Below are 24556 nucleotides of genomic sequence, written 5' to 3' on the forward strand. Positions count from 1 at the left end.
CTCCGGGCAGTGCCCTTGTACCGCCCGAAATGCCGGTCTACCTTGGAAGACAAGTATTGGAATCGCCTCGAGAAAAGAGAGAGCGATGAATCTTTCATATCGTCTCGCCTACAAGGTCGGTGTCACTCCGTGGGAGCACACCGGGCACGGGTTCGACGCTCAACTGTCCGGCCTTCTGGATGCGATTCCCGTCCCGGAAGGTGGCCGTGCACTCGATATCGGTTGCGGCACCGGACGCCATTCCATCGAGCTGGCGCAACGCGGGTGGCACGTCACCGGCGTCGACGCCGAACAGGAACCGCTGGACAAAGCGCGCATACACGCGCGTGAAGCACACGTCGACGTCCGGTTCCTCCACGAGGACGCGGCAGACCTGCACATTGCTGTCGACGGCGGGCACATGCTGGTGCTCGACATCGGCTGTTTTCACGGGCTCACCGATCATCAACGGCGGGACTACGGGAGATCCGTAAATGCGATCACCGCACCGGGAGCGTCCATGGTGATGTTCGCATTCGGACCGGGGCACCGTTGGCCGATGCCACACGGCGTCTCGGAGGAGGACGTCATGCGTGCATTCGACGGTTGGTCGATGGCCTCGAGCATGGCCGCGGACGTGAGTGAATCGCCACTTCCGGTCCGTGCGGCACATCCGTGCTGGTATCACCTGGTCCGTGGCTGACTGCTGTGCGCCTTTATTAACCGCCCGCGGTTAATAAAGGCGCACAGCACCGGGGATACTTCTCAGGTGACTGCAACACTGCGCATCAGCGGCCTCTCTGCTTCCCGGGGAGAACGCACCCTGTTCTCCGACCTCGACCTCACCGTTGCCCCCGGCGACGTCATCGGCCTCGTCGGCGCGAACGGCGCCGGCAAGTCGACGCTTCTCACCGCACTGGCCGGAATCGGAACCGCCGACGTCGAGGGTTCGATCATCCTCAGCCCGCCGGATGCTGCGGTCGGTTACCTCGCGCAGGAACCCGATCGCATCGAGGGTGAGACCGTCCTCGAGTTCCTCGGCCGCCGCACCGGCGTCGCCCACGCCGAGGAAGTCATGAACGCCGCAGCCGAAACCCTGGCCGAAGCCGAAGAGGATCTGTACTCCCCGGCACTGGAACGCTGGCTCGCTCTCGGCGGCGCCGACCTGCTCGAGCGCGCCGAGAAGGTGGTCGAAGAACTCGGTCTCGGAGTTCCACTCGATGCACATATGACGGCATTGTCCGGCGGTCAGGCCGCGCGCGCCGGCCTCGCGTCACTGTTGCTTTCGCGCTACGACATTCTCTTGTTGGACGAGCCCACCAACGATCTCGACCTACGCGGTCTCGAGCAGTTGGAGCGATTTGTCGCCGAGACGCGCGCAGCACTGGTTGTCGTGAGCCACGATCGCGAGTTCCTCTCGCGCACCGTCACCGGAATCGTGGAACTCGATCTGGCACAACAGGACATCGCCGTGTACGACGGCGGCTACGAGTCGTACCTCGCCGAACGCGAGATCGCCCGCCAGCACGCACGCGAGGCGTTCGAGGAATACGCAGGCACCCGCTCCGACCTCGAAGATCGCGCACAGATGCAGCGCAACTGGATGGAACACGGCGTCCGCAACGCGCGTCGTAAAGCCAAGGACAACGACAAGATCGGACGCGGATTGCGGACCGAGTCGACGGAGAAGCAAGCCGCGAAGGCCCGCCAGACTCAACGCCGCATCGAGCGACTCGAAGTCGTCGAGGAACCGCGCAAGGAGTGGGAACTTCGCATGGAGATCGCGGCGGCGCCGCGGTCCGGTTCCGTTGTCGCAACCACGAACGGCGCCAAGGTAACTCGCGGTCAGTTCACGTTCGGTCCGGTCACGACGCAGATCGACTGGGGCGATCGAATTCTCGTCACGGGCGCGAACGGGGCAGGCAAGACCACCCTCCTCAACGTCCTGCTCGGCAAACTCGTCCCGGACGAGGGCATCGCGTCGCTGGGTTCCGGTGTCGCGATCGGTGAGATCGATCAGGCGCGTGGATTGTTCGAAGGTGATCAACCAGTCGTGGAGGCCTTCGGTGCGCAGGTTCCGGACTGGCCCGATGCCGATGTCCGCACTCTCCTCGCCAAGTTCGGCCTGCGCGGACACCACGTACTCAGATCTGCCGCTTCCCTGTCCCCCGGCGAGAGAACAAGGGCTGCACTTGCTTTGCTCCAGGCTCGCGGCGTGAACCTACTGGTACTGGACGAGCCGACGAACCATCTCGACCTTCCGGCGATCGAACAGCTCGAGCAGGCAATGGAGTCGTTCGAGGGAACCCTCCTTCTGGTCACTCACGATCGACGCATGCTGCAGTCCACCCGAAGCACGCGCCGGTGGCGAATGGAGAACGGACAGCTCTTCGAGGAGTAGCCGATCGACTCTGCTTGCGCAGACAACCCGCGTGTGCAACTATTTATCAGGCGCACGCAATAGTTGCATGCGCGGCATAGGTGGCCCGCGGATGACATGATCCCCCGTCGAGCTGCCACATCCCAGTCCCGAAAGGCACTCTTCAATGTTGTCGATCCCCGACCGCACACTGACTCACGGAACCACCGGCGAGCCGATCACCATCCCGCAACTCGGGTACGGCGTTTTCCAGGTACCGGACGCACAGACCGAAGAGGTCACTGCCGCAGCTCTCGAGATCGGCTACCGCCACATCGACACGGCCGCGATCTACGGAAATGAAGCCGGAGTCGGCCGCGCCATCGCAGGTTCGGATATCCCTAGGTCAGAGCTGTTCGTCACCACCAAGCTGTGGAATGACGATCAGGGCCACGACCGAACACTCGCCGCTTTCGACACCAGCCTCGACAAGCTCGGACTCGACTACGTCGACCTCTATCTGATTCACTGGCCCGCGCCGGCAAAGGGCCTGTTCGTCGAGACCTGGGCGGCATTCGAGCAAATTCTCGCCTCCGGCCGCACCCGTGCGATCGGCGTGTCCAACTTCCTGCCCGAGCACCTCGAACTGCTGGCCCAGCACAGCGCGACCACCCCGGCCGTCAACCAGATCGAATTGCACCCCAGACTGCAACAGCACACTTCTCGGGAGTACGCCCAGAGTCGCAGCATCGAAATCGAGGCCTGGAGCCCATTGGGACAGGGAACTATCCTCGACGACCCGGCCATCGGGAAAATTGCTGCAGCACACGGCAAGAGCCCTGCACAGATCATTCTGCGTTGGCATCTCGAACAGGGCCACACCGTTCTGTCGAAGTCGGTCACGCCTGCCCGTATGCGCGACAACGCCGCAATCTTCGACTTCGCACTCGATACCGACGAGTCAGCGGCCATCGCAGCGCTGAACACCGACAGCCGTGTCGGACCCGATCCAGTCGAATTGAACTGAATCGAAACGGCTTCAAGAATTTTCGTGGGGAGTCAACGTCAGCAGCACAGAATCGACGGACTGCTCGGCCAGGAGCGCGTCCAGCGGTAAGTGACGGAACAACGCTCGGTAATAGATCGGCGACGCCAGCGCGTCCAGGACGAAGTCCAGGTCGAAGTCGCTCCGTATGTCGCCGCGTAGGCGCGCCGATTCCAGCACTGCCGCAGTGGAATCGCGTCGTGGCTGAAAGAATGCCGACTGGAAATCCCGCGCCAATTCCGGGTCCGCCGCCAGATCCGCGACCAACGCGGGCAGGATCCGCCCGACTACCGTTTCGCTCAGCCCCACAACCAATGTCGTGATGCCGGCGACCAGGTCTGCCCTGAGATCGCCGGTGTCCGGCGTTGGATCAGTGCCGATGTGCGCCACGACGACGTCCACCACCAGATGCCGCTTCGACGGCCATCTCCGGTAGATGGCGGGTCGATGCACGCCCGCTCTCGTCGCCACCGAACCGATCGACAGCTCCGCATATCCGTTCTCCCCCAACAACTCCAGGGTTGCCGCCAGAACGGCGTCGTCGATCCGCTCGTCGCGGGCGCGCACCATCTACAGCACCGGCCGCGGCATGAGCACCAGACGCCAGCCGTCGGGATCTTCGAAAGTCATCCCCGCATTCTCCTCCCAGTACGGATTCTCGGCGCCAACGGGTTCGTGCCCTGCTTCCCCCAACCTCTGAACTACCTCGTACATCGCCGACTCGCCGGCGAAGTAGAGCACCAACAGGTTGTCCTGCGTCGGCGCCGGGCACGGGCTTCCGTCTTCGTGGGTCGTGAATTCGAGGTGATAGTTCGAATCCGGCAGACCCAGCATGATTCCGTCGTACCCGGCATGACCGGAGAACCGGTAGAGCTCTGGCAATCCCAGACAGTCGCGATAGAACGCAATCACGTCGTCGAGCCTGTCGGTGGGTCGCGCTACGCGCACTTGCACTACTGCGAGGTCGTTCGGCCAAGTTGTCATTCCAAAACAGTACAGTACGTACCGTAATGTTTCGAGAAAATGGCTGCCAGCCTCCCGACGGCAGCTCGCTTCAACTACAAGCGATCATTCTCCGGAAACGCCGCCTTGGGCATGAACTTCGGCCTGGCGAACAGCACAGACAGTTTAGTGGGCTGCGACTCCACCGGGCGATCGGACCGGTACAGCAACGCCTGCTGCGGGGTACTCACCCATTCACTGGCGAAGATCTCACCGAGGCGCGAAACCGGCACGTGCGACCCGTCCTCGAGTCGAACGGTGACGTCCGCCCCGATGTCCGACTGGCCGTACACGACCCACCACGATTCGCCTTCCACATCCCCCGGAGTGTGCTGCCCGATACCGATGACTGCACCCTTCTCCATCGGATCGCGCCAGACCGCTTCGCGCCCTTGCGGTCCCACGCAGTAGCTACCATCCTCGCGCACCTGCACGACCAGGCCGGACTCTTCGAGCACCAACTGTTCGACCACTATGCCAAGCCCCTTCCGTTGCCCGAACCTTATCCGCCGGCACGCCCCAGAAGCGGAACAATCGCGGTTCGTGTTGACAAACTGTTGGGTTTTCACAACACTTTGATGCATGAGCCCAGTCCGGCGGGGAGACGCGCTCCCCATCTTCAATCGCATCGGAGTGCTTCGCGCCGAGCGGAAGATGAGCCGGGCACAGCTTGCGCAACTCGTCGACGTGAATCCGCAGACGGTGGGGGCACTCGAACGCGGTGACCACTACCCCAGCCTGGATCTTGCATTCCGAATCTGCTGGGTGTTCGACCTCCCGGTGGAGGCGGTGTTCTCCCGGACAGAGTTCGGGCCGCTGTCGACGGAGGTCTACCGGAATGCACCGTCGACGGAGGTCTACCGATCTGACCGCACTACCGAGGGGAGTGAAAAGCCAAGTGCCTGAATCAAATCTGATCGACCGCTACCAGGCCCACCGCACTCGGCGGTTCCTGCAGAACGAGGAGACGTTCCGACATTGGCTCCCGAATTGGCGAACCCGTCGACGTCGGCGCGTACTCGTCGTCGCCCTGGCGGTCCTGTTCACCACGATGGTTGCCGTCAGCACAGCATGCCTGTTCAATCCGCTCTTCGCCGTGGCATGGCCGGTCCTCACCCTGCTGTTCCTGCCGACGTGGTCCTCACTTCAAATCGTGTCGGGCCGGCAAGGGGATGCTCCGCGGCAGGCGTTGGACGAATGGGAGATCCAGCAACGCAACGACGCTCGCTCCGTCGGGCTCAGCGTGACCCAAACGTTGGTCTTCATTGTCGCCATTTTCCTCATTTTCACCTCGTCGGTGCAGTGGAATGTAGAGAGGCTGCCTTACACGGGAGGTTTATTGGCACTGACTGCAATGCTGATCGGCGCGTGCACGCCCGCGATGATTCTCTCGTGGACCAATCCAGACCCGGATCCGATTGATTCGGAAGAGTTCGATCTCTGACCCGTATTACCGAAGCGCACCACTCGACCGATGGGAAGGACCCATGTCAGCCACCCTCACGATCGACGGCATCTCGAAACGCTACGGCGACGTCGTCGCACTCGACAACCTGAGTTTCGAAGTGCGCCCAGGCGAGATCTTCGGATTCGTCGGCAGCAACGGCGCCGGCAAGACGACCACGATGCGCATTGCGCTGGGTGTGCTCGGAGCAGATTCGGGAGAAGTTCGCCTCGGCGGCAAACCTGTCGACCTCGACGTGCGTCGCACTATCGGATACATGCCGGAGGAACGCGGCCTCTACCCCAAGATGAAGGTGGGAGCGCAACTTTCCTATCTGGCCGAGCTACACGGACTCTCGAAGGCCGACGCGCACGCGGCCACTGAGCGGTGGACCGAACGTCTGGGCATCGCCGAACGCGTCAAGGACACCGTCGATTCCCTGTCCCTCGGTAATCAGCAACGTGTGCAGCTCGCAGCGGCGCTGGTTCACGACCCATCGGTACTCGTTCTGGACGAACCGTTTTCGGGCCTTGACCCCGTAGCGGTCGATGTCATGAGTGACGTGTTGGTCGAGAAGGCTCGCACCGGTGTTCCCGTAATCTTCTCCAGCCATCAGCTGGATCTGGTGGAGCGCTTATGCGATCGCGTGGGCATCATCAGCCGCGGCAGCATGCGAGAGATCGGAACCGTCGACGAGCTACGAGGCAAGGGTGACGGCCGAATCGAAGTCTTCGCCCCTGACGCGCCGGTCGGTTGGGCACACCATCTGATCGGTGTCACCACACTGAGCCACCTCGACGGTCGAACGCTCCTGAGCGTCGACGGAACCGCCGACGATCAGCAGATCCTGCATGCAGCGTTGAAAACCGGGCCGGTGCACGAGTTCACGCTACGACGTCCGTCACTGACCGATCTGTTCCGAGAGGTAGTAGCCGCATGAGCAACCAGTTGAGCGGAGGTCGAGCCATCGGGTTGGTCGCCCGACGCGAATTCATGACGCAGATCTCGAAGAAGAGTTTTGTGATCAGCAACGTCATCATTCTGGTCGCGATCATCGGCGGCATCATCGCCTTCTCGCTCTTCTCCGGCGGCGACGAGGACAAGTCGAAGATCGGCTTGGTCGGCAACCAATCACTCAGTGCCACGATGGTGTCCATCGGCGACACCCTCGGAAATCCGGTGACGGTAACGGAGGTTTCCGACGACGGCACCGCGCGTGATCAAGTCAAGGACGGCGACCTCGACGTGGCCGTGATCGCTGGATCGGGCGGCGGCGTCACTGTCGTGACCAAGAAGGAAGTAGCCACGAATCTGCGGGCCGTCATCGAGAGTTCCGTTGCACAGCAGGCACAATCGAATGCGCTTTCCGCTGCGGGGATCGACCCGGCTCAGCTCGCCGAAGCCACGTCCACCGCAGTGGTCACCATCGATGCCATCGATCCCCCGGATCCCGAACAGGGCCAACGTATAGCGATGTCGATCGCTGCTGTGGTGCTCCTGTACATGCAGATCCTGTTGTTCGGAACGTACGTGGCGATGGGCGTCGTCGAGGAGAAGTCCAGCCGTGTCGTCGAGTTGCTGCTCTCCACTCTCCGTCCACTGCAGTTGTTGTGGGGCAAGGTTCTCGGAATCGGTGCTGTCGGCCTGATGCAGATGGCTGCCTATGCCGTCGCGGGCGTCGCCACCGGACTGGCGACGGGCGTCCTGACCGTGACGGGCACCGCAATCGGCGTTCTGTTCGGCACTCTCGGGTGGTTCATTCTCGGCTTCCTCTTCTTCGCCGTGCTGTACGCCGCGGCCGGGTCCATGGTCTCGCGACAGGAGGACGTCAACGCCACCGCGATGCCTCTCGCGCTGCTCGTCATGGCAATGGTCAGCGTGGCTTTCGTTTCGGTGAGCAATCCAGAAGGAACCCTGAGCAACGTGTTGAGTTGGATTCCGCCGTTCTCGGCAATCCTCATGCCCCTGCGCATTTCCGCCGGTGTTGCTTCTCCGTTCCAGATCGTGGGAACGATTCTGCTGATGCTGGTGGTGACCGCTGCGCTGTCGATGATCGCGGCAAAGATCTACCAGCGCTCCATCCTTCGCATCGGCAAGGTCGTTTCGTGGAAAGAGGCGTTCGGACGCTGATTTATCCGGCACACAACTGACGCCACACGATCCCGGCAGCACCCCGTCCAGGTAGGTTCATCCTGGACGGGGTGCTGCTTACTTGGAGGACGTTGTGCGAATCTCGGCCGAAGAACTACTCACTGCGGTACTCGATCCCGAGAGCTTCGTCTCTTGGGACTCCCCGCCCGTCGACGTCGGACCTGGCGCGAAATACGCGGAAGACCTGGCGAAGGCCCGCGAGAAGAGCGGAGTTGACGAGTCCGTCGTCACCGGTGTGGGTACGGTTCGGGGCCGTCGGGTCGCGGTAATTGCCTGTGAATTCAGCTTTCTCGCCGGTTCCATCGGAGTCGCCGCGGCCGAGCGGATCGTGACCGCCGTCGAACGTGCTACGGCAGAACAACTCCCGCTGCTCGCCTCGCCCACCTCCGGCGGAACGCGGATGCAGGAGGGCACCGTCGCCTTCGTTCAGATGGTGAAGATCGCTGCGGCAGTGGCTGTTCACAAAGCGGCACACCTGCCCTACCTGGTTTACCTGCGCAATCCCACCACCGGCGGAGTCTTTGCCTCGTGGGGATCCCTCGGCCACATCACCGTCGCGGAACCCGGTGCTCTGGTGGGTTTCCTCGGACCCCGTGTCTACGAATCGCTGTACGGCGAAAAGTTTCCCGACGGTATCCAGACGTCCGAAAACTTGTATCGCAACGGCGTGATCGACGGCGTCGTCCCCGTCGACCGCCTCCGTCTGCTGGTCAACCGAGCGTTGTGCGTGCTCACCGATCCCCCGGCCCCGGCGGCCACGGACCCGATTCCCTCACCCGAGATTCCCGATGTTCCCGCCTGGCAGTCGGTGATGCTCTCGCGCCGGGCCGATCGACCCGGCATCCGGCAGTTGCTCCGCCATGCCGCAACTGAACAGGTACCGCTCAGCGGCACCGGGCAGGGTGAAACCGACAAGACGATCTTGCTCTCGCTCGCCCGCTTCCGAGGCTTTCCGTGCATCCTGCTCGGCCAAGACCGCAGTGGCCAATCCGCGCTCACCACGATGGGACCGGCCGCGCTCAGGGAAGCGCGACGGGGCATGAAACTTGCCGAAGAACTACAACTCCCGCTTGTCCTCGTGATCGACACTTTGGGCGCGTCGCTGTCCAAAGAAGCTGAAGAACGTGGACTGGCCCCTGAGATCGCCCGTTGCATCGCCGACCTCGTGACGCTGAAGACCCCGACAGTGTCGGTGTTGCTCGGCCAGGGAACAGGCGGCGGGGCGCTCGCGCTGCTGCCCGCCGATCGGGTACTCGCGGCACAGAACGGGTGGCTCGCTCCCCTGCCGCCGGAAGGCGCAAGCGCGATCGTCCATCGCGACATCAGTCACGCACCGGAGATGGCGGCAGCGCAGGGCATTCGTTCGTTGGATCTGCTTCGAGACGGCGTGATCGACGCGATCATTCCCGAAACGCCTGACGCGGCCGACGAACCCGTGGAATTCTCCAAGAGGGTAGGGGCTGCGATAGCGCACGAACTCTTCGTGCTTGCCGAAGAGTCGGACACCGATCGCCAGTCCTCCCGTATCGCGCGCTATCGAAACCTGGGAGTTCCGCAATGACGACGAAGGACCGGAATGCGCTGACGCTGCCGCACAGTTACGACCGCGCGGCACTCGCTCGTTTCGAATTGTTCCTGTTCGCGGGCATCGCCACCGTGCTGATCACCCGCGCATATCTGGCGGCAACGGGCTATCCCCAGATCGGGGGCGGCGCCCTCCACATCGCACACGTTCTCTGGGGCGGATTGCTGATGGCCGTAGCCATCGTGGCAACCGCCATCACCGAAGGCTCTCGCACGCGTGACCTGGCCACGCTCGTCGGCGGAATCGGGTTCGGTCTCTTCATTGACGAGGTCGGAAAATTCGTCACCGCCGACGTCGATTACTTCTACCAGCCTGCCATCGCGATCATGTACGTCGTCTTCGTTCTCTTCTATCTTGCCGCGCGCGAGGTGGTGATTCGGCGCGGAATGAATGATCGTCATCGGCTCGCCATCGGGGCGCGAGCGCTCTCGGACCTCGCTCTCGGTCAGCTCGACGAGATCCAGTACAACCACGCCCTCCGCGTACTCGACGGCGTCGAAGACCGCAGCCTCACCGACCTCGTCGATTCGATCAAAGCCGGCCTGCATTCACAGACTCCGCCGACCGGCGGTATCGAATCGAAGATCACTCGTGGCCGCAACGCGTTCTTCCACCGTGCCGAGGAACTGCTCCGGCACCGGGTCGTCCGCCGACTGGTACTGACCCTGTTCGTACTGCAGGCTCTTCTGGCGATTGTCCAGGTGATCTACGCGTTGGTTTCCGAGAACGTCGTCGAGGCCGACGACGTCTCCGACCTGGTGGTCCAGATCTCCACCGTCGCAACCGGAGTTCTTGTGGTTCTGGGAGTGTGGTTCCTCTTCCGCGGTCCGTACCTGCGAGCCCTGAGACTCCTGCGTGCATCCCTCATCGTGAGTCTCCTGGTGACGCAGGTCTATCTGTTCACGCAGGACCAGTTCGGCGCGCTTTTCGGTTTCGCAGTGTCACTGTTCATGCTCGCGACACTTCGCATCGCGATTCGAAGCGAAGAGGCCGCCGCGGCTCTACCGCAGTAATCCCCTACCGCAGCGATTCTCTACCGCACTGAGATCGCAGGCCGACTCGGTAGATCGCGGATTCCGCGGAGGGGGCTGAAGAGCAAGACCAATCCGCACGGCGCGATCAGGCAGGCCATGATCCACATCGTCCCGCGCGGTCCCACTGCGTCGCCGAGATAGCCTGCCGTCAGAGCACCGAGCGGAATGCTGCTGTGCAGCAGGAACATACTCGTTGCCACCACTCGTCCGAGGCGGTCCGGCGGACAGTAACTTTGACGGAAACTGCCGAGCACCACGTTGCACGACACGACGCCCGCAACCGTCACCATGCCGCCGATGCAGAACCAGAACAGGCCGGCACCGTACGTCGTCAGAGGTGCTAACAGGATGAACGGTCCCGTCACCAACTGACAGATGAGGACGCTTCGGGCAGTGCCGAATCTGCGGCCGAGCGGGCGCGCGATCATCGATCCGACAATTCCGCCCACCCCGGCAATCGCCAGGAGAAGCCCGAGTCCGAACTCCCCCACGCCAACCGTCTTTTCCAGGAACACGATCTGGATCGTGGAGTACCCGGTGAGACCGAAATTGAGCAGAGTGCCGTAGACGACGATCGACCGCAGATACGGATCACCGGCGACGAATCGCAGTCCGAGCGCAATCTGCCGTCGCAACGGTTCTCGCTGATTCTGTCCGCGATGGACGGTCTCCTGCACACGAATCAGCCAGATGCATACGAAGCAGAAGGCGAACGTGAACGCGTCGACAACCAGACCGGCCGCGAGCCCGACAGTTGCAACCACCAGCCCACCGACGCTTGGGCCGATCACCCGAGTTGCGGCCTCGGCGCCCTGAATCTTCGAGTTCCCTTCGACAAGATCCGCTTCGGCGAGCACCGTGGGGAGATACGAGTGATAGGCCGCCTGGAAGAAGACGGTGGCTGTACCGGTGAGCAGCGCGACCAGGAGCAGGTGGCCGTATGTCATCGCCTCCAGGAAGCCGGCGATCGCGAGGCTCGCGAAGAACAGCGCGCACGCAGCGTTCGCGATCATCATGATCGGGCGCCGAGGCAGCCGGTCGATCCAGGCACCGGCTGGTAGTCCGACGATCAACCACGGCAACCACACTGCTGATGCCAGCACACCGATCTGAAAGCTACTCGCGTCCAGTTCGCGAAGCGCGATCAGCGGCAGTACGACGGTCGTGACACCGTTTCCGATACCGCTGACTGCGTCGCCGGTCCACAGAAGTCGGAAGTCACGCAGAGCGAGGACTCCCCAGAAGCCTGCGCGTTGCGCTGCACCTGTCACATCGATCCCCCCTTTCAGTCCCTGGCCTATCCCACCCCTGCGCGCCACTGGCCGACGGGACAGGCCCGCCCGGCGCAAAGGGACGGTACCCGCACCGCTACTGAGGCGCACCGCACTGACGGTGACCTAAGGTGTTTCAGGTCACCGGTAAGCGAAGTTCACGAGAGGACACACGTCGATGAGCTCTTCCGAGCAGGCGTCCCACACCACGTATGCCGACGCATATCGCGAGAGCATGGATCAGCCGGAGAAGTTCTGGCTCGACGCTGCGCGGGCCGTCGACTGGGATGTCGCCCCCACCAAGGCTCTCGACGACTCTGCCGCGCCGATCTATCGCTGGTTCCCGGATGCTTCGCTCAACACCAGCTTCAATGCCCTCGATCGGCACGTCCGCGACGGCCGCGGCGATCAGACCGCGTTGATCTTCGACTCCGCGATGGTCCCCACCAAAGCCACTTACACCTACGCCGAATTGCTCGAGCAGGTCTCACTCTTCGCCGGCGTCTTGAAAGATCAGGGTGTGGTGGCGGGCGACCGCGTGATCATCTACATGCCGATGATCCCCGAGGCTGCGATCGCGATGCTCGCGTGTGCGCGAATCGGCGCGGTGCATTCGGTGGTGTTCGGCGGCTTTGCGGCCAAGGAGCTCGCAACGCGAATCGACGACGCCGGTCCAGTGGTGCTCGTGACGGCGTCCGGCGGCCTCGAACCCGGACGAACAATCGAGTACCTGCCGATGGTCGAGAAGGCTCTGCAACTGTCCGCCACTCCCGCGCACACCGTGATCGTGAAGAATCGCGAGCAGATTCCCGGTGCAGCTTCCGACTACAAGTCAAGTGCCGCAGCCTGGTTCGACTGGGACGAGCTGATCGCCGACGCCACCCCGGCCGACCCGGTGTCGGTCGCCGCGACGGATCCGCTCTACATCCTCTACACCTCGGGAACGACCGGTAAGCCCAAGGGCGTCGTCCGGGACAACGGTGGCCATGCCGTTGCGCTGACGTGGACCATGAAGAATCTGTACGACATCAGCCCAGGACAGGTGTGGTGGACCGCCTCCGACGTCGGCTGGGTGGTCGGCCACTCCTACATCGTCTACGGACCGTTGCTCGCCGGAGCTACGACGGTCATGTACGAAGGCAAGCCCGTCGGCACCCCCGACGCCGGTGCGTTCTGGCGCATCATTTCCGAATACAACGTGTCGGCACTCTTCACCGCTCCGACAGCGATCCGCGCGGTCCGCAAGGCCGACCCGGACGCAAAAGAGCTTGCCAAGTACGACATCTCGTCGCTCGACACACTCTTCGCGGCCGGCGAGCGCTTGGATCCCGACACCTACGAGTGGGCTACTCGGATTCTCGATCGCCCGGTGGTCGATCACTGGTGGCAGACAGAAACCGGTTGGGCCATCTGCGCGAATCTGCGCGGCCTCGAACCCATGGAGATCAAAGCGGGCTCACCCACCGTCGCCTGCCCCGGATACCGCGTCGAAATCGTCGACGGCAAGGGCGAACTCGTGGGTCCGGGCACCGAGGGCAACATCGTGATCGGCCTGCCGCTTCCTCCCGGAACACTCGCCGGACTGTGGCGTGACGAGGACCGGTACGTGAAGTCCTACCTGTCGACTTTCGAAGGGTATTACCTCACCGGCGACTCCGGGTACATCGACGAGGACAACTACGTCTTCGTGCTCGGACGAAGTGACGACGTGATCAACGTTGCCGGACATCGCCTTTCGACCGGAAGCATGGAGGCCGTCGTCGCCGGCCACCCGGCTGTCGCCGAATGCGCGGTCATCGGCATTCACGACGAACTCAAGGGGCAACGGCCGAGCGGTTATGTCGTGCTCAAGTCCGGCGTCGACATCGATCCCGAAACACTCCGACAGGAACTGGTCGCGCGGGTGCGAGACCAGATCGGTGCCGTCGCCACGTTCCGGGACGTCACCGTCGTCGCCGCACTACCGAAGACTCGTTCCGGCAAGATCCTCCGCAAGACCATGCGGCAGATCGCCGACAACGAGGAGTACACGGTCCCGTCGACCATCGAGGACGCGAGCGTATTGGACGAGTTGTCCAAACTCCTTCGCGGATAAGGATTCAGCGAATTCCCCTGTCTGTCTGCCTCCGGACGTAGCAGTATGAACACGTTCCAGTTTCGGCGATTCACACGGGCAGGGGAAGTTCGATGGGCAATTTGGACGGTCAGGTCGCATTCATCACCGGAGCGGCGCGTGGTCAAGGGCGCGCGCATGCCGTCAAGCTCGCGTCCGAGGGCGCGGACATCATCGCGGTGGATCTCTGCGCGCCGGTCGCAACGGCGGGGTACGACATGGCCACCGAAGCCGACCTCGCCCAGACCGTCGCCCTGGTCGAAGCTCAGGGCCGGCGCATCGTCGCGTCCGTCGCGGACACTCGCGACCTTGATGCCCTGAAATCAGCGGTCGACGCCGGAGTCGAGAAACTCGGCCGACTGGACATCGTGATCGCCAACGCGGGAATCGCGGCGTCGGCGAAATTGTCCTGGGACCTGAGCGCCGAAGAGTTCCGCGAGCTGATGGACATCAACGTCACCGGCGTCTGGTTGACGACCAAGGTGTCGATTCCGCACATCATGAACGGCAATCGAGGTGGATCCATTGTGTTGATCAGCTCGATGGCCGGGCTTCGAGGCGTGCCGGGGATTGCCCATTACTCCGCGTCCAAGCACGCCGTTCGGGGGTTGGCGAAGTCTCTGGCCAACGAACTCGGCTGGGCAGACATCCGAGTCAACTCCGTACACCCGGGCAATGTGCGTACGACGATGATCGACAACGAACCGATGGTTCGTGCGTTCCGTCCAGACTTGGAGAATCCTGTCCTCGCCGATACCGCTCCGATCATGTCGAAGCTGAATCTGCTGCCCCACCCGTGGGTCGACCCCGAAGTGATTGCGGATGCGGTGTTCTATCTGGTGGGGCCGGCCGGGCGCGGGATCACCGGCATCGCGTTGCCGATCGATCTCGGCACCTCGGAAAAATTCGCCGGCGGCTGAAGGCCCGAACTGATGCAGAATTGCCTCTGCCGGATGGGTCTCGAGCACCATCCGGCAGAGGCAATTCCGGCTTGATCAAGCCTTCGTAGCAACAGAACAAGTAGTCGACAACCTCATAGGCGCTCCTCGTCTGGTGTGGGAAAAACCGTTGTGGGATGCGCAACAAACCCAAGACCCAGCGTAGAAGCATTTGGCCGCAAACGCGCGTCATTCGGCACTATTTTTTTGGATTCGGGCATACTGGACAACGCTCCCACCACGTATTATGGACCCGAGTTCACACTTACAGGGGGTAGGCACAGTGACGGTCAAATACGCCGTAATGGACCAGATTCACGGAAAAGTCGAGATCTCGTTCGATGTCGACACGGGGGTCGTCGACGTCCGAAACGGCAACTCACACGCTCTGTTGACGCGTCGAGTCGATGCCCCGCGCCGTGAAGGCACACCCATCGGAACGCGCGCCACCGCCGACTTGTTCTTCACTGTCGGTGGCGACGAAGTCGAACTCACTGTCGGCAAAGGGTTTCTGTCCCGTCGCTCGTACTCTGTCTCGGCACTCGTCGACGGCGTGAGTTTGAACTTCGCCCCAGTCGACGACGCGAACAGTGCATTCACCCGCGACGGATTGCGGATCGGGCACTTCTCCAAGAACGAGGAATCCGATCCCAGACAGACCGACGCAGTCTGGTCGAGCACGCCGAGCACCGACGAACTTGTCATCGGTTACGCCCTGGCCGAAGCCTTCGATTGCGGAGCACTCATCGGGGCTTTTGCGTTGATCGAATCACTGGTGCTCGGCGGCGGATAGAGACCACTCAAAGCAGGTGGATTACCAGCAGAACAACGGCAATAGCTGGGAAAAGCATCTGTACGACGGCTGCGCGGGCTTTGTCGGGAGACGAGAGAATCAGCACCAATCCCGCGGCAACCATCGATCCTGTGCCTGCCAGGACGAGGGCAATTCCGACCGACGCGGAGCCGGTCGCCGCAATCACGATGCCGACCGCCGATACGATCGCCAAGAAAAGGTTGTAAAAGCCCTGGTTGAAGGCGAGCGGCTGCGTGGTGATCGCCTCTTCCTCGGACTTCACGCCGAACGCGGCGCGGGTCTTCGGGGCCGTCCAGAGAATCGATTCGAGGACAAAAATGTATACGTGCACTGCTGCGGCCAGTCCCGCGAAGATGTAGCCGGCGACGTTCATCGGTGAGCTCCTGTTGCTTCGAGTGAATTCTGTATCGTTCGGTCCAATATATACTGGACCGAACGATACAGAAAGAGCGAGGCTTTGATGGGCAGATCACAAGAATTCGACACAACAGCCGTGGTCGCTGCCGCTTTGGACGTTTTCTGGGCACGCGGATACGAAGGTGCCTCACTCGGCGACCTCGAATCCGCGACGGGGCTGAGTCGGTCAAGTCTCTACAACTCGTTCACCAACAAGCGCGGATTGTTCGACGCCGCCGTGCAGATGTACCTCGACCATGTCATCCGGCCACGTCTGCGCAGCCTCACGACAAATCCCGGGGCAGACGCAGTCGACGACTACCTTTCCTCGCTTGCGCAAGCGATCGGCACCATGACCGCCGACTCGTCTCGGCGCGGTTGCCTACTTCTCAATACGGCTGCCGGACTCGGCGCGCACGACGATGCGGCGGCCGCAGTGATCCGCGCGTACCGCCGAGAACTCGCCGACGCGATCAACAGTGGATTACACGCCGCGTTTCCAACCGAGACAGACGCCACGCTCTCAGATCGCACTCGAATCCTTCTCTCCTGCACGGTAAGTGCATTGGTACTCGCACGAGTTGACACCGAAGAGGCCATCGCAACTCTCGAATCTGCGCGCCGACTGAACGCAGAGTGGCAGGGATAATGACCGGAGAGCTCACGCCATTGCCCGCCATCAGGCGGGTAGGCGATGATGCTTCACGTGCCCAAGTTGACCACGCCCGCTATCGCCGCTGGATATCTCCGGGGAATGGACCAACCCTCGATCCACGTCGGGACTTTCGCGATTCTCCGACCCTGGACCCGCGACGACGCACCGGCCGTCATGGAAGCCTTTCGCGATCCGTCGATTCAGCGTTGGCACATCCGCCGCGCCGACTCGATCGACGAAGCACTGGGTTGGCTCACCCAGTGGAGAGACGGGTGGGCAAGCGAATCCGAATGCCATTGGGCGATCGCCGCTCCCGAGACAAATGAACTCCTCGGCCGAATCGCAGCAAAGGGGGTGAATTTGTGGGACGGCACTGCCGAGCTCGCGTATTGGGTGACCCCAGCGGCGCGCGGCCGCGGACTGTGCACCCAGTCTGTAACCGCACTGTCCGAGTGGGCATTCCGCGAAGCGGGGTTTCATCGACTGGAACTCGAGCACTCGATCCACAACCCACGATCGTGCCGAGTCGCCACCAAAGCAGGGTTCAGCGAAGAAGGTGTTCGACGAAGCTCCGCCAGGCACGCCGACGGCTGGCACGACATGCACGTCCACGCCCGACTACGTAGCGATCAGCCTTCGGCAACGACCCGCGCCGCGAGGGCAAGCGTCTGATCCACCAATTCCGCAACTCGCTGCGGCACGACCGGTTCGAGGTCGAACAGAATTCGGTAGATGATCGGCGCCACTACATGGTCGACCACCGAATCACCATCCACGCCGGCAGCTTCCGGCCAACGCGCGAGGATCACGTCGATCTGCGTCCGACAGAAGAAGGCACACTTGAACTTCTTCGTACCGTCCGGTGCATGCGTCTGATCGTCGCTCATCAACACGTCACGCAACGAAGCACGACCGACAGGCGCAGACATCTCCTCGAGGTACTCCTGCGCCCAAATCGTCAGATCCCCTCGGAGCGAGCCCGTTTCACGCGGGTCGGCGTCCGGGCGCAATCTCTCGATCGAGACGTCGGCAAAGACTTCGTTGATGTCACCCCACCGCCGATAGATGGTCGACGGGGTCACTCCCGCATCGGTCGCGATCATCGGCACCGTGATCTCGGCTCGATCACGCTGTTCCAACAACTTGCGCGCCGACGCATGCACGGCCTGTTGGATGCGCGCACTACGGCCACCGGGGCGCGGACCTGCGGACGGACTCATAAATCCAATACTAACGCAAAGATGTTGCATTAGGCTACGGCCAGGCGTAGCGTCCCAAACGCAAAGTATTTGCGTTTGAAGTCTTCACCACCCGCACGGGAAGCGCTACGACAATGACAACGACCGTTTCACCACAGACCGAGAGCACTTCACGCCCACGCCTTGGGCGAGGCGTCGCTTTCACACTCATCGCCGTCATCATCGCCACGTTCCTGGGCGCATCCGCGACCCCGACACCGTTGTACGAGCACTATCAACAGTTGTGGGGATTCTCCTCGCTCGCGTCGACGCTCGTGTTCGGCATCTACGCTCTCGCATTGCTCGCCACGCTCCTGACCGCCGGATCCCTGTCCGATCACATCGGCAGGCGCCCGGTCCTGCTCGGAGCACTCGCGCTCGAGGCAGTCTCGCTCGCACTGTTCGCCTCGGCCGACGGTTTGACCATCCTGCTCATCGCCCGGGTCGTACAGGGTGTTGCCACCGGCGCTGCAATCAGTGCTCTGGGTTCGGCATTGATCGACCTCGAACGCACTCCGGGCCGAGGATCGATCATCAACAGCGTCGCTCCGACGATGGGGCTTGCAGTCGGAGCAGTGGGTTCGAGCCTCATCAGCGAGCACCTGCCCCGTCCCACCAGCACTGTCTACCTGGTCCTTCTCGTGCTTGTCATTCTCGAGATCTTCGGAGTATGGGCCGCTCCCGAGACTTCGGGCGGACGCCCCGGAGCCTGGCAGTCCCTGCGCCCCACACTGGCCGTTCCTCGTCAGGCGCGCACGATGATTGCCCTGACCGCACCGTGCCTGATCGCGGTCTGGGCACTGGGAGGTTTCTACCTCTCACTCGGACCTGCATTGGCGCGCAACGCACTTGACGTTCACAGCTCCCTCATCGGTGCCATCATGGTCGCAACACTGACAGGATTCGGAGCGGCAGCAGTGCTCACCTTCCGCAAACTCGGCGGCCGGACCGTGATGCTGATCGGAACCACCGCCTTGGTGCTCGGGGTGGCCGTCACACTCATCGGTGCTGAAACATCCTCTGCCGTATTGATTCTGGTCGGTACGGCTGTTGCAGGTATCGGCTTCGGAGCAGGATTCCAAGGAACTATCCTCACCGTCATGCCGCTGGCCGAGAACCACGAACGCGCGGGTTTGTTGTCCACCGTCTACGTCATCGCATATCTGGCCAACAGTCTTCCCGCCTTGCTGGCCGGCTACCTGGTCGGCAAGGTCGGATTGGTGGATACGACGCGTGGTTACGGAGCACTCGTCATGGTGCTCGCGGCGGCCGCACTGATCGGACTGCTGGTCACCGGCGAGCGAAAGGTCGAAGCCGTCTCGGTGTCGGAGTAGGTGTCCCCCGATCGGTGGACACACCGTTCCGCCTGCACAGGGTCCGGGGAGTGGACATACGACATCGATCTGCTCCGACATAGTTGTCTTCGAGAGAGCCAACCGAACGCTCACCCGGACAAAGGACACCGACGATGACGAACCCACGCTACGTAGTTGCCGCAATCACAGCTCTGGCCGCCGGCGCCCTCACGTTGGGATTGAGCGGAATCGCCAGTGCCGGAACCCTTCCCACAACCGGCAACAGCATCACGATGACGATCAGCAACGACACCGAACAGACAATTCATCTCGAAGGCGCCGACAACCCCTACGGACAGTGGATGCAGAGCCCACGCCAGTCGCTCGCGCCCCACGAGACCGAAATCGTCACGGCGTACAACCAGGACCCGCGCGGCCTGACGGTCGACGTCGTCTATTCCACTCCCGGCGGCGGACAAGCCGTCTTCATGGCCAACGACTATCCGCAGTTCGACACCGACGGAACTCGCACCACCGACCCTGATCACTACTTCATCTCGAGCTACATCGACGGCTACTACCCGAACCTGAGCGTCGGGTACCACCTCAGTGCGGTGTGACTGCGGCAGTCGTCATAAGTAATCCATCTGCCTCTCAGACGCACTTGTTCTTGGACATTCGTCCGGCGCGCGGGGATTGTTGAACGCAGCCCCGCACGACCAGGCACACGCCCCGCTGCCGGTGGCCCGAAAATCAACGGGAGAGGGAAAACCACAGTGCGACTACCCAACCAGTTTCTGATCTACGTCAGCGATGCCGCCTCCGCAGCAGCGTTCTACGGCGAATTGTTCGACGCGAAGCCTGAGGTCCTCAGCCCTCGGTACATGACCTTCGACCTCGGCGGCGGTGTGGTCCTTGCACTGTGGAGCGGCAAGTCCCGCGACCTCGATCCCGCGACACCGCGCAATTTCGAAGTCGGCATCTTGGTCGACGGCGGGAGCAACGAAATTCGGGCGATCCACGACGAGTGGGTGGCCAAGGGAGTCTCGGTCGTCGAAGAACCCAACGAAGATGTCTTCGGTCTGACGTTTGTCATTTCAGATCTGGACGGAAACCGCGTCCGCGTAGCGCCCGCAGATCACTGAGCACTCAGCCTTTGATCTCGCCGTACCGGCGCAAGGCCTCCTCACGCTCGTGCGCGTGATCGACTATCGGGTCCGGGTAGTCGACTGGGCGCATCGCCTTCAACGAGTGGACGGCCTTCCCGGGAACATCGCGAAGTTCGGGGACCCACCGACGGACGTATGTGCCGTCGGGATCGAACTTCTCCCCTTGCGTGATCGGGTTGAAGACGCGGAAGAAGGGCGAAGCATCCGTACCCGACCCGGCAGTCCACTGCCACCCGTGCTGATTGGAGGCCAAGTCACCGTCCACCAGATGCGACATGAAGTACCGTGCGCCGCGCCACCACGGAATGTGCAGGTCCTTCACCAGGAATGACGCGACGATCATTCGGACCCGATTGTGCATCCAGTTCTCGGCGGCGAGTTGCCGCATGCCGGCATCCACGATCGGGAAGCCGGTCTTGCCTTCACACCAGGCCGTGAAGGCGGCGTCTGCGTCGACTCCCCCGTCGTGACGTAAACGGTCGAACTTGTCGTCGTAATTCTTCCGCGCGCTGTCGGGGCGCTGAAACAGGATGTCTGCGTAGAAGTCTCGCCAAGCAAGCTGGCGACGGTACGCCTGAGCGCCGTCTCCGAGTCGCTTGGAGAGATCTGCCAACATGGTTCTCGGATGAATCGTGCCGTACTTGAGCGGGATCGACATCCGACTCGTGGTGTCGAGGTCGGGTCGATTTCGTTCGTCGTCGTACCGGTCAAGATCGTTCTCGCAGTATTCTTTCCACTGTTCGAGCGCACCGGCCTCACCGACGACATCGCTGACGGTGCCGGACGGCGCGGGGATACTCACCCGGCGCGGGCCACCGTCCTTCTCGCTCGGATCGAACCAACGGACCGTCCCCGCATCGGTCGACGCGGGGCCCCGCCAACCATGTTCCATCCACTGACGGAAGTACGGCGTGAACACCTTGTACGGATCACCGTCCGCCTTGGTGACGCGTCCGGGCGCCACGGCATATGGTGACCCGGTGGCGATCAACTCCACCTTCTCGGCCACGGCCGCGTCGCGCCGTCGGCCGTAGGGCCCGTAGTCGGCACTGATGTGAACTTCTTCGGCGCCAACGGATTCCGCCACGCGGGGCACCACGTCTGCCGGATCACCTCGAACAACCATCAATCGTCCGTCGAGCTGGTTGTCGAGTGCCGACAAGTTGGCGAACAGTTGATTCTGGCGGGGTGAGCCTGCCGGTCCGAGCAACTTCTCGTCGAGGACGAACAAACCCAACGTCTGTCCGCCGGCATCCGCCGCTGCAGTCAGAGTCGGAAGATCACCGACCCTCAGATCGCGTCGAAACCAGATCACAGAGTTACTCACCCAGTCGAGCCTACCGATCAGATCTCAGAACGCATCCCACCGCGCGGGCCGCCAGTTGCGCCGCTCTTTCGGCTGTCGGTTCGGAGGTGAGCCCGAGCAGTCGCCGCCGGTGCTCCTCCCCGAGCAGCAAGGTGTACAACTGATCCGCGCACAGCGCAGCCTTCTGGCCGTGCTGATCGATCAATATCTTCTCCAGAAAGGCAATCGACTTGGCCGGGCCGGATTCGTAGAACGCTGCGGCCAATTCAGGGAACTGCACTGCCTCGCCGATCATCATGCGGTGCAGCGCAATCGAGTTGTCGCTGTGCAGGGCGATGACGATGTCCACTGCAGCGGCGAGCAGGTCGGACTGGCCCTCGCCGGCATTGTCGACGTACGCGTGCTGACGCGCAACCGCAGCTGCAAAGACCGCAGACTTGTCGCCGAAGTAGCTATACACGGTGCGCTTGGCGACGCCGGCCACCGTGGCAATGCCCTCGATGGTAGTTCGGGCGAACCCGACATCTCGAAACGAGTCGACAGCGACGTCGAGAATCTCGTTGCGTCGTTCGGCGCGCTCGGCGTCACTGGTTCTCCCACGTCTGCGCGGTTGCTCCATCAAGTCCCCTGTTACCGTGCCGGTAAATTAATGCTACGTTGACGTTTCATTAATTCGAATACTACAGGAGCACTGCATGACCGGACAACGACTCGTCCACGTCGCTATCGCCGACGACTGGGAAGCATGCAAGCGTTTCGGTGAGTACGAGGTCTCGACGCGCGGAATCAGTTACGACGAGGCAGGATTCATTCGCGCAACGACCCCGGACGCACTCGCTTCGGTGCTCGATCTGGTGTTCGGCGACCTCACATTGCCGCTGGTCGTCGCCGTCATCGATCAGGACGCCCTGACCTCCGCGGGCATCGACGTCGAATGGGAGGCGGAAAAGCCCCGAATCCTCCGACCTCTACCGATGGACGAGGACACCGTGGTCGCCGAACTGGCCGTGGAACGCGTTGACGGGGTCTGGCCGATTCCCGACCTGACCCCGTACGCAAGCTGCGCCGGCTAGACCAGCGCGGCCTCCGGTTCGATAACCGGCGCCGACGCCTTCTTCCGGCCGGCAGCCACGCACAGCGCGATCCCGACGGCAATCCAGCACACCAGCACCAGAAGTGGCGTGGTGGCGCCATGGCCGTCGAAGAACGCCATCGAACGGACGGATGCTCCTGCGGCGCCAGGTGGGAGCAGCTGCCCCAAAGCGCCCCAACCCGCGGGCAACCACGCGGCAGTTGTCGCCATCCCCGAGAGTGGGTTTCCGATGAACATCATCGTGACGGCGCCCAACGCGAACCCCTTCATCCCGAGCAGGGATTCGAGCCCCAAAATGGGAAGCGAGATGGCCGAAATACCAACGGCGAGTGTGAGCGCGGTGAGCAGGTAGTTTCCGTCAAGACTGTTGGTGCCGAACTGCAGAATGGCAGTCAGTGCAAAACCCGCGACCACCGCGACGCCGGCAGCGCCCAACATTCGCTTGACGATGCTGCGCGGAAACAGTTGCACGAGAACAACAGCGGGCATGATTCCGCCGAACACCAGAGGCAAGGCCAATGCCGTGAGCCCAGCACCAGTCGGGTCGTCCGCCGTCAACGGCACAACGTCTTCGACGGGAACCTTCACCCCCGAACTCTCCGCGAGCCCACTGGCCAGACCGGTCAAGGTTTGGGCGATCGGGGTTCCGCCTGCGGTCGCGATCAACACGTGAGGACCGTTGGCATCAACGGCGATTCCGCCGACCACGTCGCGATTCCGAATCGCGTCACGCAGGGCGTCGGCGTCGGCGAATTCTCGAGTATCGAAGGCGCCTTGCTTACTCGCCTCGAGCGAGGTGCTGATCTGTTCGGTTGCCGCAGCTGGACCGGTGATGCCCAACTTCAGTTCGTGCGGGCCACTGTTGACCGAGGGCAGCACGAAGGCAAGCAGCATCAGCCCGATCACGGCGGACAAGCCCAACACCACAGCCACCAACTTCTTGCGGTCCCGTGCTTCGACTTCGGCGTTCATAACTACCTTCCCTAAGTGGAAGTTTTTCCTCCACTATTTGTGGAAGATATTCCTCCGGTTATGATGAACTGTCAATACCGGAGGTGGATGTGCGAGCCGATGCACGTGAACGCAGAAACGCAATAGTCGACGCCGCACGAGCGGTGTTCACCGAGCGCGGGCACGACGCGCCCCTCGACGCAGTCGCAGAACTCGCGAAAGTGGGCATCGCCACGCTGTATCGGAACTTTCCGACGCGCGAGGACCTCGTGACCGCCGTCGCCGTCGCAACACTGACCGATGTCCGCGAGGCTGCCGACATCGCACTCACGGCAATGTCCACCGATCCCACAAACGCGTGGCACACGCTGGTGGACCGCCTCGTGGAACTGCGCCTGGGTGCGCTCATTCCTGCACTGGTGGAACGCAGTTTCACCGAGCTGGCGCCCGAAGTTCTGGCGGTGCGTGAGGTGACGAAAACGAAGATGACCGCGACGATCGGCGCCGCTCAGAGCGCCGGACTGGTTCGCGCCGATCTGCAACCGCTCGAATTCGTCATGGCTCTGGCCAAACTGACGCGCCCGCAAATCGAGTTGTCCGACGAGGCCATGCCGAACCTGGTCCCGCGGTTGGTCGCGGTGTTCATGGCCGGTCTGCGTCCGGACGGTACCGACTTGCCGGTCTGATCGGCGAAACCCGACGTACCAGGCAAGGCACA

At 62.5% G+C, this 24556-nt stretch carries 28 protein-coding genes; 19 read left to right on the forward strand and 9 right to left on the reverse strand.

The window, feature by feature from the left end; all coding sequences use genetic code 11:
* The first annotated feature begins 85 nt into the window (after window positions 1–85).
* From P0M12_RS04845 to P0M12_RS04855, 3 genes are all read left to right on the forward strand, one after another.
* Window positions 86–682 carry a class I SAM-dependent methyltransferase gene (locus P0M12_RS04845; protein WP_030535396.1) on the forward strand — a complete coding sequence of 199 codons (597 nt, stop codon included), beginning with the start codon at window positions 86–88 and terminating at the stop codon, window positions 680–682.
* Between the two features lie 66 nt (window positions 683–748).
* The gene (locus P0M12_RS04850) at window positions 749–2380 is read left to right on the forward strand and encodes an ABC-F family ATP-binding cassette domain-containing protein (protein ID WP_030535395.1); all 1632 of its coding nucleotides are present in this window, start codon (window positions 749–751) and stop codon (window positions 2378–2380) included.
* 145 nt (window positions 2381–2525) lie between these two features.
* Window positions 2526–3365 (forward strand): aldo/keto reductase, encoded by an 840-nt coding sequence (locus tag P0M12_RS04855; RefSeq protein WP_007733407.1) that lies wholly within the window; start codon window positions 2526–2528, stop codon window positions 3363–3365.
* Window positions 3366–3377: 12 nt separating this feature from the next.
* Here the strand turns inward: P0M12_RS04855 and P0M12_RS04860 are convergent, their stop codons facing one another.
* The 3 genes from P0M12_RS04860 to P0M12_RS04870 form a co-directional block, all read right to left on the reverse strand.
* Window positions 3378–3953, reverse strand: a complete 576-nt coding sequence (locus tag P0M12_RS04860) for a TetR/AcrR family transcriptional regulator (RefSeq protein WP_007733408.1) — start codon at window positions 3951–3953, stop codon at window positions 3378–3380.
* Window positions 3954–4367, reverse strand: a complete 414-nt coding sequence (locus P0M12_RS04865; protein WP_021332241.1) for a VOC family protein — start codon at window positions 4365–4367, stop codon at window positions 3954–3956.
* Window positions 4368–4441: 74 nt separating this feature from the next.
* A complete protein-coding gene (locus P0M12_RS04870) occupies window positions 4442–4858 on the reverse strand; it encodes a hypothetical protein (protein ID WP_003940252.1) in 417 nt (138 codons plus the stop codon).
* Window positions 4859–4967: 109 nt separating this feature from the next.
* Here P0M12_RS04870 and P0M12_RS04875 point away from each other — a divergent pair, with 109 nt between their 5' ends.
* From P0M12_RS04875 to P0M12_RS04900, 6 genes are all read left to right on the forward strand, one after another.
* Window positions 4968–5291 (forward strand): helix-turn-helix transcriptional regulator, encoded by a 324-nt coding sequence (locus P0M12_RS04875; RefSeq protein ID WP_003940147.1) that lies wholly within the window; start codon window positions 4968–4970, stop codon window positions 5289–5291.
* A complete protein-coding gene (locus tag P0M12_RS04880) occupies window positions 5284–5829 on the forward strand; it encodes a hypothetical protein (RefSeq protein WP_003939943.1) in 546 nt (181 codons plus the stop codon). Before P0M12_RS04875 ends, P0M12_RS04880 begins: the two co-directional genes overlap by 8 nt.
* A gap of 43 nt (window positions 5830–5872) precedes the next feature.
* Window positions 5873–6769: an ATP-binding cassette domain-containing protein gene (locus P0M12_RS04885; protein WP_003939757.1), complete on the forward strand. Its 897-nt coding sequence runs from the start codon at window positions 5873–5875 to the stop codon at window positions 6767–6769.
* The gene (locus P0M12_RS04890) at window positions 6766–7959 is read left to right on the forward strand and encodes an ABC transporter permease (RefSeq protein WP_007733417.1); all 1194 of its coding nucleotides are present in this window, start codon (window positions 6766–6768) and stop codon (window positions 7957–7959) included. Before P0M12_RS04885 ends, P0M12_RS04890 begins: the two co-directional genes overlap by 4 nt.
* A 94-nt stretch (window positions 7960–8053) precedes the next feature.
* A complete protein-coding gene (locus P0M12_RS04895; protein WP_003940141.1) occupies window positions 8054–9541 on the forward strand; it encodes a carboxyl transferase domain-containing protein in 1488 nt (495 codons plus the stop codon).
* Window positions 9538–10578 (forward strand): hypothetical protein, encoded by a 1041-nt coding sequence (locus P0M12_RS04900; protein WP_020908745.1) that lies wholly within the window; start codon window positions 9538–9540, stop codon window positions 10576–10578. The genes P0M12_RS04895 and P0M12_RS04900 overlap by 4 nt, the downstream gene beginning before the upstream one ends.
* Window positions 10579–10598: 20 nt before the next feature.
* On the opposite strand, the gene P0M12_RS04905 is transcribed toward P0M12_RS04900, so the two are convergent.
* Entirely contained in the window at window positions 10599–11870 is a 1272-nt protein-coding gene (locus tag P0M12_RS04905; RefSeq protein ID WP_151098117.1) for an MFS transporter, read from the reverse strand.
* Window positions 11871–12048: 178 nt separating this feature from the next.
* Here P0M12_RS04905 and P0M12_RS04910 point away from each other — a divergent pair, with 178 nt between their 5' ends.
* From P0M12_RS04910 to P0M12_RS04920, 3 genes are all read left to right on the forward strand, one after another.
* The gene (locus tag P0M12_RS04910) at window positions 12049–13965 is read left to right on the forward strand and encodes a propionyl-CoA synthetase (RefSeq protein ID WP_003940009.1); all 1917 of its coding nucleotides are present in this window, start codon (window positions 12049–12051) and stop codon (window positions 13963–13965) included.
* A 92-nt stretch (window positions 13966–14057) separates the two neighbouring features.
* Window positions 14058–14903: a mycofactocin-coupled SDR family oxidoreductase gene (locus P0M12_RS04915; RefSeq protein ID WP_020970454.1), complete on the forward strand. Its 846-nt coding sequence runs from the start codon at window positions 14058–14060 to the stop codon at window positions 14901–14903.
* Window positions 14904–15204: 301 nt separating this feature from the next.
* Entirely contained in the window at window positions 15205–15714 is a 510-nt protein-coding gene (locus P0M12_RS04920; RefSeq protein WP_277377486.1) for a hypothetical protein, read from the forward strand.
* Window positions 15715–15721: 7 nt separating this feature from the next.
* On the opposite strand, the gene P0M12_RS04925 is transcribed toward P0M12_RS04920, so the two are convergent.
* Window positions 15722–16108 carry a DUF1304 domain-containing protein gene (locus P0M12_RS04925; RefSeq protein ID WP_030535390.1) on the reverse strand — a complete coding sequence of 129 codons (387 nt, stop codon included), beginning with the start codon at window positions 16106–16108 and terminating at the stop codon, window positions 15722–15724.
* Between the two features lie 87 nt (window positions 16109–16195).
* Between P0M12_RS04925 and P0M12_RS04930 the strand changes: the two genes are divergently transcribed.
* Window positions 16196–16780, forward strand: a complete 585-nt coding sequence (locus tag P0M12_RS04930; protein WP_073512672.1) for a TetR/AcrR family transcriptional regulator — start codon at window positions 16196–16198, stop codon at window positions 16778–16780.
* Window positions 16781–16837: 57 nt separating this feature from the next.
* Complete coding sequence (locus P0M12_RS04935) at window positions 16838–17458, forward strand: GNAT family N-acetyltransferase (protein ID WP_051720802.1); 621 nt, start codon at window positions 16838–16840, stop codon at window positions 17456–17458.
* On the opposite strand, the gene P0M12_RS04940 is transcribed toward P0M12_RS04935, so the two are convergent.
* Window positions 17416–18006, reverse strand: a complete 591-nt coding sequence (locus tag P0M12_RS04940) for a TetR/AcrR family transcriptional regulator (RefSeq protein ID WP_007733425.1) — start codon at window positions 18004–18006, stop codon at window positions 17416–17418. The two genes, P0M12_RS04935 and P0M12_RS04940, sit on opposite strands and share 43 nt — an antisense overlap.
* 113 nt (window positions 18007–18119) lie before the next feature.
* Between P0M12_RS04940 and P0M12_RS04945 the strand changes: the two genes are divergently transcribed.
* The 3 genes from P0M12_RS04945 (at window position 18120) to P0M12_RS04955 (ending at window position 20464) form a co-directional block, all read left to right on the forward strand.
* Window positions 18120–19358, forward strand: a complete 1239-nt coding sequence (locus P0M12_RS04945) for an MFS transporter (RefSeq protein ID WP_003940229.1) — start codon at window positions 18120–18122, stop codon at window positions 19356–19358.
* Window positions 19359–19492: 134 nt separating this feature from the next.
* Window positions 19493–19939, forward strand: coding sequence for a hypothetical protein (locus P0M12_RS04950; RefSeq protein WP_021332236.1), 447 nt, complete (start codon window positions 19493–19495; stop codon window positions 19937–19939).
* A gap of 156 nt (window positions 19940–20095) precedes the next feature.
* Complete coding sequence (locus tag P0M12_RS04955) at window positions 20096–20464, forward strand: VOC family protein (RefSeq protein ID WP_042921654.1); 369 nt, start codon at window positions 20096–20098, stop codon at window positions 20462–20464.
* 4 nt (window positions 20465–20468) lie between these two features.
* Here P0M12_RS04955 and P0M12_RS04960 read toward each other — a convergent pair whose 3' ends face one another.
* Both P0M12_RS04960 and P0M12_RS04965 read right to left on the reverse strand, forming a co-directional pair.
* Complete coding sequence (locus tag P0M12_RS04960) at window positions 20469–21815, reverse strand: deoxyribodipyrimidine photo-lyase (RefSeq protein WP_277377487.1); 1347 nt, start codon at window positions 21813–21815, stop codon at window positions 20469–20471.
* A gap of 10 nt (window positions 21816–21825) precedes the next feature.
* Complete coding sequence (locus tag P0M12_RS04965; RefSeq protein ID WP_047270920.1) at window positions 21826–22413, reverse strand: TetR/AcrR family transcriptional regulator; 588 nt, start codon at window positions 22411–22413, stop codon at window positions 21826–21828.
* A gap of 76 nt (window positions 22414–22489) precedes the next feature.
* Here P0M12_RS04965 and P0M12_RS04970 point away from each other — a divergent pair, with 76 nt between their 5' ends.
* Complete coding sequence (locus tag P0M12_RS04970; RefSeq protein ID WP_003939721.1) at window positions 22490–22867, forward strand: DUF952 domain-containing protein; 378 nt, start codon at window positions 22490–22492, stop codon at window positions 22865–22867.
* Here the strand turns inward: P0M12_RS04970 and P0M12_RS04975 are convergent.
* On the reverse strand, window positions 22864–23859 hold the full coding sequence (locus P0M12_RS04975) for an ABC transporter permease (protein ID WP_277377488.1): 996 nt from the start codon (window positions 23857–23859) through the stop codon (window positions 22864–22866). The two genes, P0M12_RS04970 and P0M12_RS04975, sit on opposite strands and share 4 nt — an antisense overlap.
* A gap of 89 nt (window positions 23860–23948) precedes the next feature.
* Between P0M12_RS04975 and P0M12_RS04980 the strand changes: the two genes are divergently transcribed.
* The gene (locus tag P0M12_RS04980; RefSeq protein WP_029256004.1) at window positions 23949–24524 is read left to right on the forward strand and encodes a TetR/AcrR family transcriptional regulator; all 576 of its coding nucleotides are present in this window, start codon (window positions 23949–23951) and stop codon (window positions 24522–24524) included.
* The last annotated feature ends 32 nt before the right edge of the window (window positions 24525–24556 follow it).

The organism is Rhodococcus sp. RCBS9 (genome assembly GCF_029457415.1).
GTDB classification, from domain to species: domain Bacteria; phylum Actinomycetota; class Actinomycetes; order Mycobacteriales; family Mycobacteriaceae; genus Rhodococcus_F; species Rhodococcus_F qingshengii.

What these genes read in the sequence shown, in the direction of transcription:
- P0M12_RS04845 (WP_030535396.1), top strand. Translation starts at nt 86, where the DNA reads ATGAATCTTTCATATCGTCTCGCCTACAAGGTCGGTGTCACTCCGTGG.
- P0M12_RS04855 (WP_007733407.1), top strand. Translation starts at nt 2,526, where the DNA reads ATGTTGTCGATCCCCGACCGCACACTGACTCACGGAACCACCGGCGAG.
- P0M12_RS04860 (WP_007733408.1), bottom strand. Translation starts at nt 3,953, where the DNA reads ATGGTGCGCGCCCGCGACGAGCGGATCGACGACGCCGTTCTGGCGGCA.
- P0M12_RS04865 (WP_021332241.1), bottom strand. Translation starts at nt 4,367, where the DNA reads ATGACAACTTGGCCGAACGACCTCGCAGTAGTGCAAGTGCGCGTAGCG.
- P0M12_RS04875 (WP_003940147.1), top strand. Translation starts at nt 4,968, where the DNA reads ATGAGCCCAGTCCGGCGGGGAGACGCGCTCCCCATCTTCAATCGCATC.
- P0M12_RS04885 (WP_003939757.1), top strand. Translation starts at nt 5,873, where the DNA reads ATGTCAGCCACCCTCACGATCGACGGCATCTCGAAACGCTACGGCGAC.
- P0M12_RS04890 (WP_007733417.1), top strand. Translation starts at nt 6,766, where the DNA reads ATGAGCAACCAGTTGAGCGGAGGTCGAGCCATCGGGTTGGTCGCCCGA.
- P0M12_RS04900 (WP_020908745.1), top strand. Translation starts at nt 9,538, where the DNA reads ATGACGACGAAGGACCGGAATGCGCTGACGCTGCCGCACAGTTACGAC.
- P0M12_RS04910 (WP_003940009.1), top strand. Translation starts at nt 12,049, where the DNA reads ATGAGCTCTTCCGAGCAGGCGTCCCACACCACGTATGCCGACGCATAT.
- P0M12_RS04915 (WP_020970454.1), top strand. Translation starts at nt 14,058, where the DNA reads ATGGGCAATTTGGACGGTCAGGTCGCATTCATCACCGGAGCGGCGCGT.
- P0M12_RS04925 (WP_030535390.1), bottom strand. Translation starts at nt 16,108, where the DNA reads ATGAACGTCGCCGGCTACATCTTCGCGGGACTGGCCGCAGCAGTGCAC.
- P0M12_RS04930 (WP_073512672.1), top strand. Translation starts at nt 16,196, where the DNA reads ATGGGCAGATCACAAGAATTCGACACAACAGCCGTGGTCGCTGCCGCT.
- P0M12_RS04940 (WP_007733425.1), bottom strand. Translation starts at nt 18,006, where the DNA reads ATGAGTCCGTCCGCAGGTCCGCGCCCCGGTGGCCGTAGTGCGCGCATC.
- P0M12_RS04945 (WP_003940229.1), top strand. Translation starts at nt 18,120, where the DNA reads ATGACAACGACCGTTTCACCACAGACCGAGAGCACTTCACGCCCACGC.
- P0M12_RS04950 (WP_021332236.1), top strand. Translation starts at nt 19,493, where the DNA reads ATGACGAACCCACGCTACGTAGTTGCCGCAATCACAGCTCTGGCCGCC.
- P0M12_RS04965 (WP_047270920.1), bottom strand. Translation starts at nt 22,413, where the DNA reads ATGGAGCAACCGCGCAGACGTGGGAGAACCAGTGACGCCGAGCGCGCC.
- P0M12_RS04970 (WP_003939721.1), top strand. Translation starts at nt 22,490, where the DNA reads ATGACCGGACAACGACTCGTCCACGTCGCTATCGCCGACGACTGGGAA.
- P0M12_RS04975 (WP_277377488.1), bottom strand. Translation starts at nt 23,859, where the DNA reads ATGAACGCCGAAGTCGAAGCACGGGACCGCAAGAAGTTGGTGGCTGTG.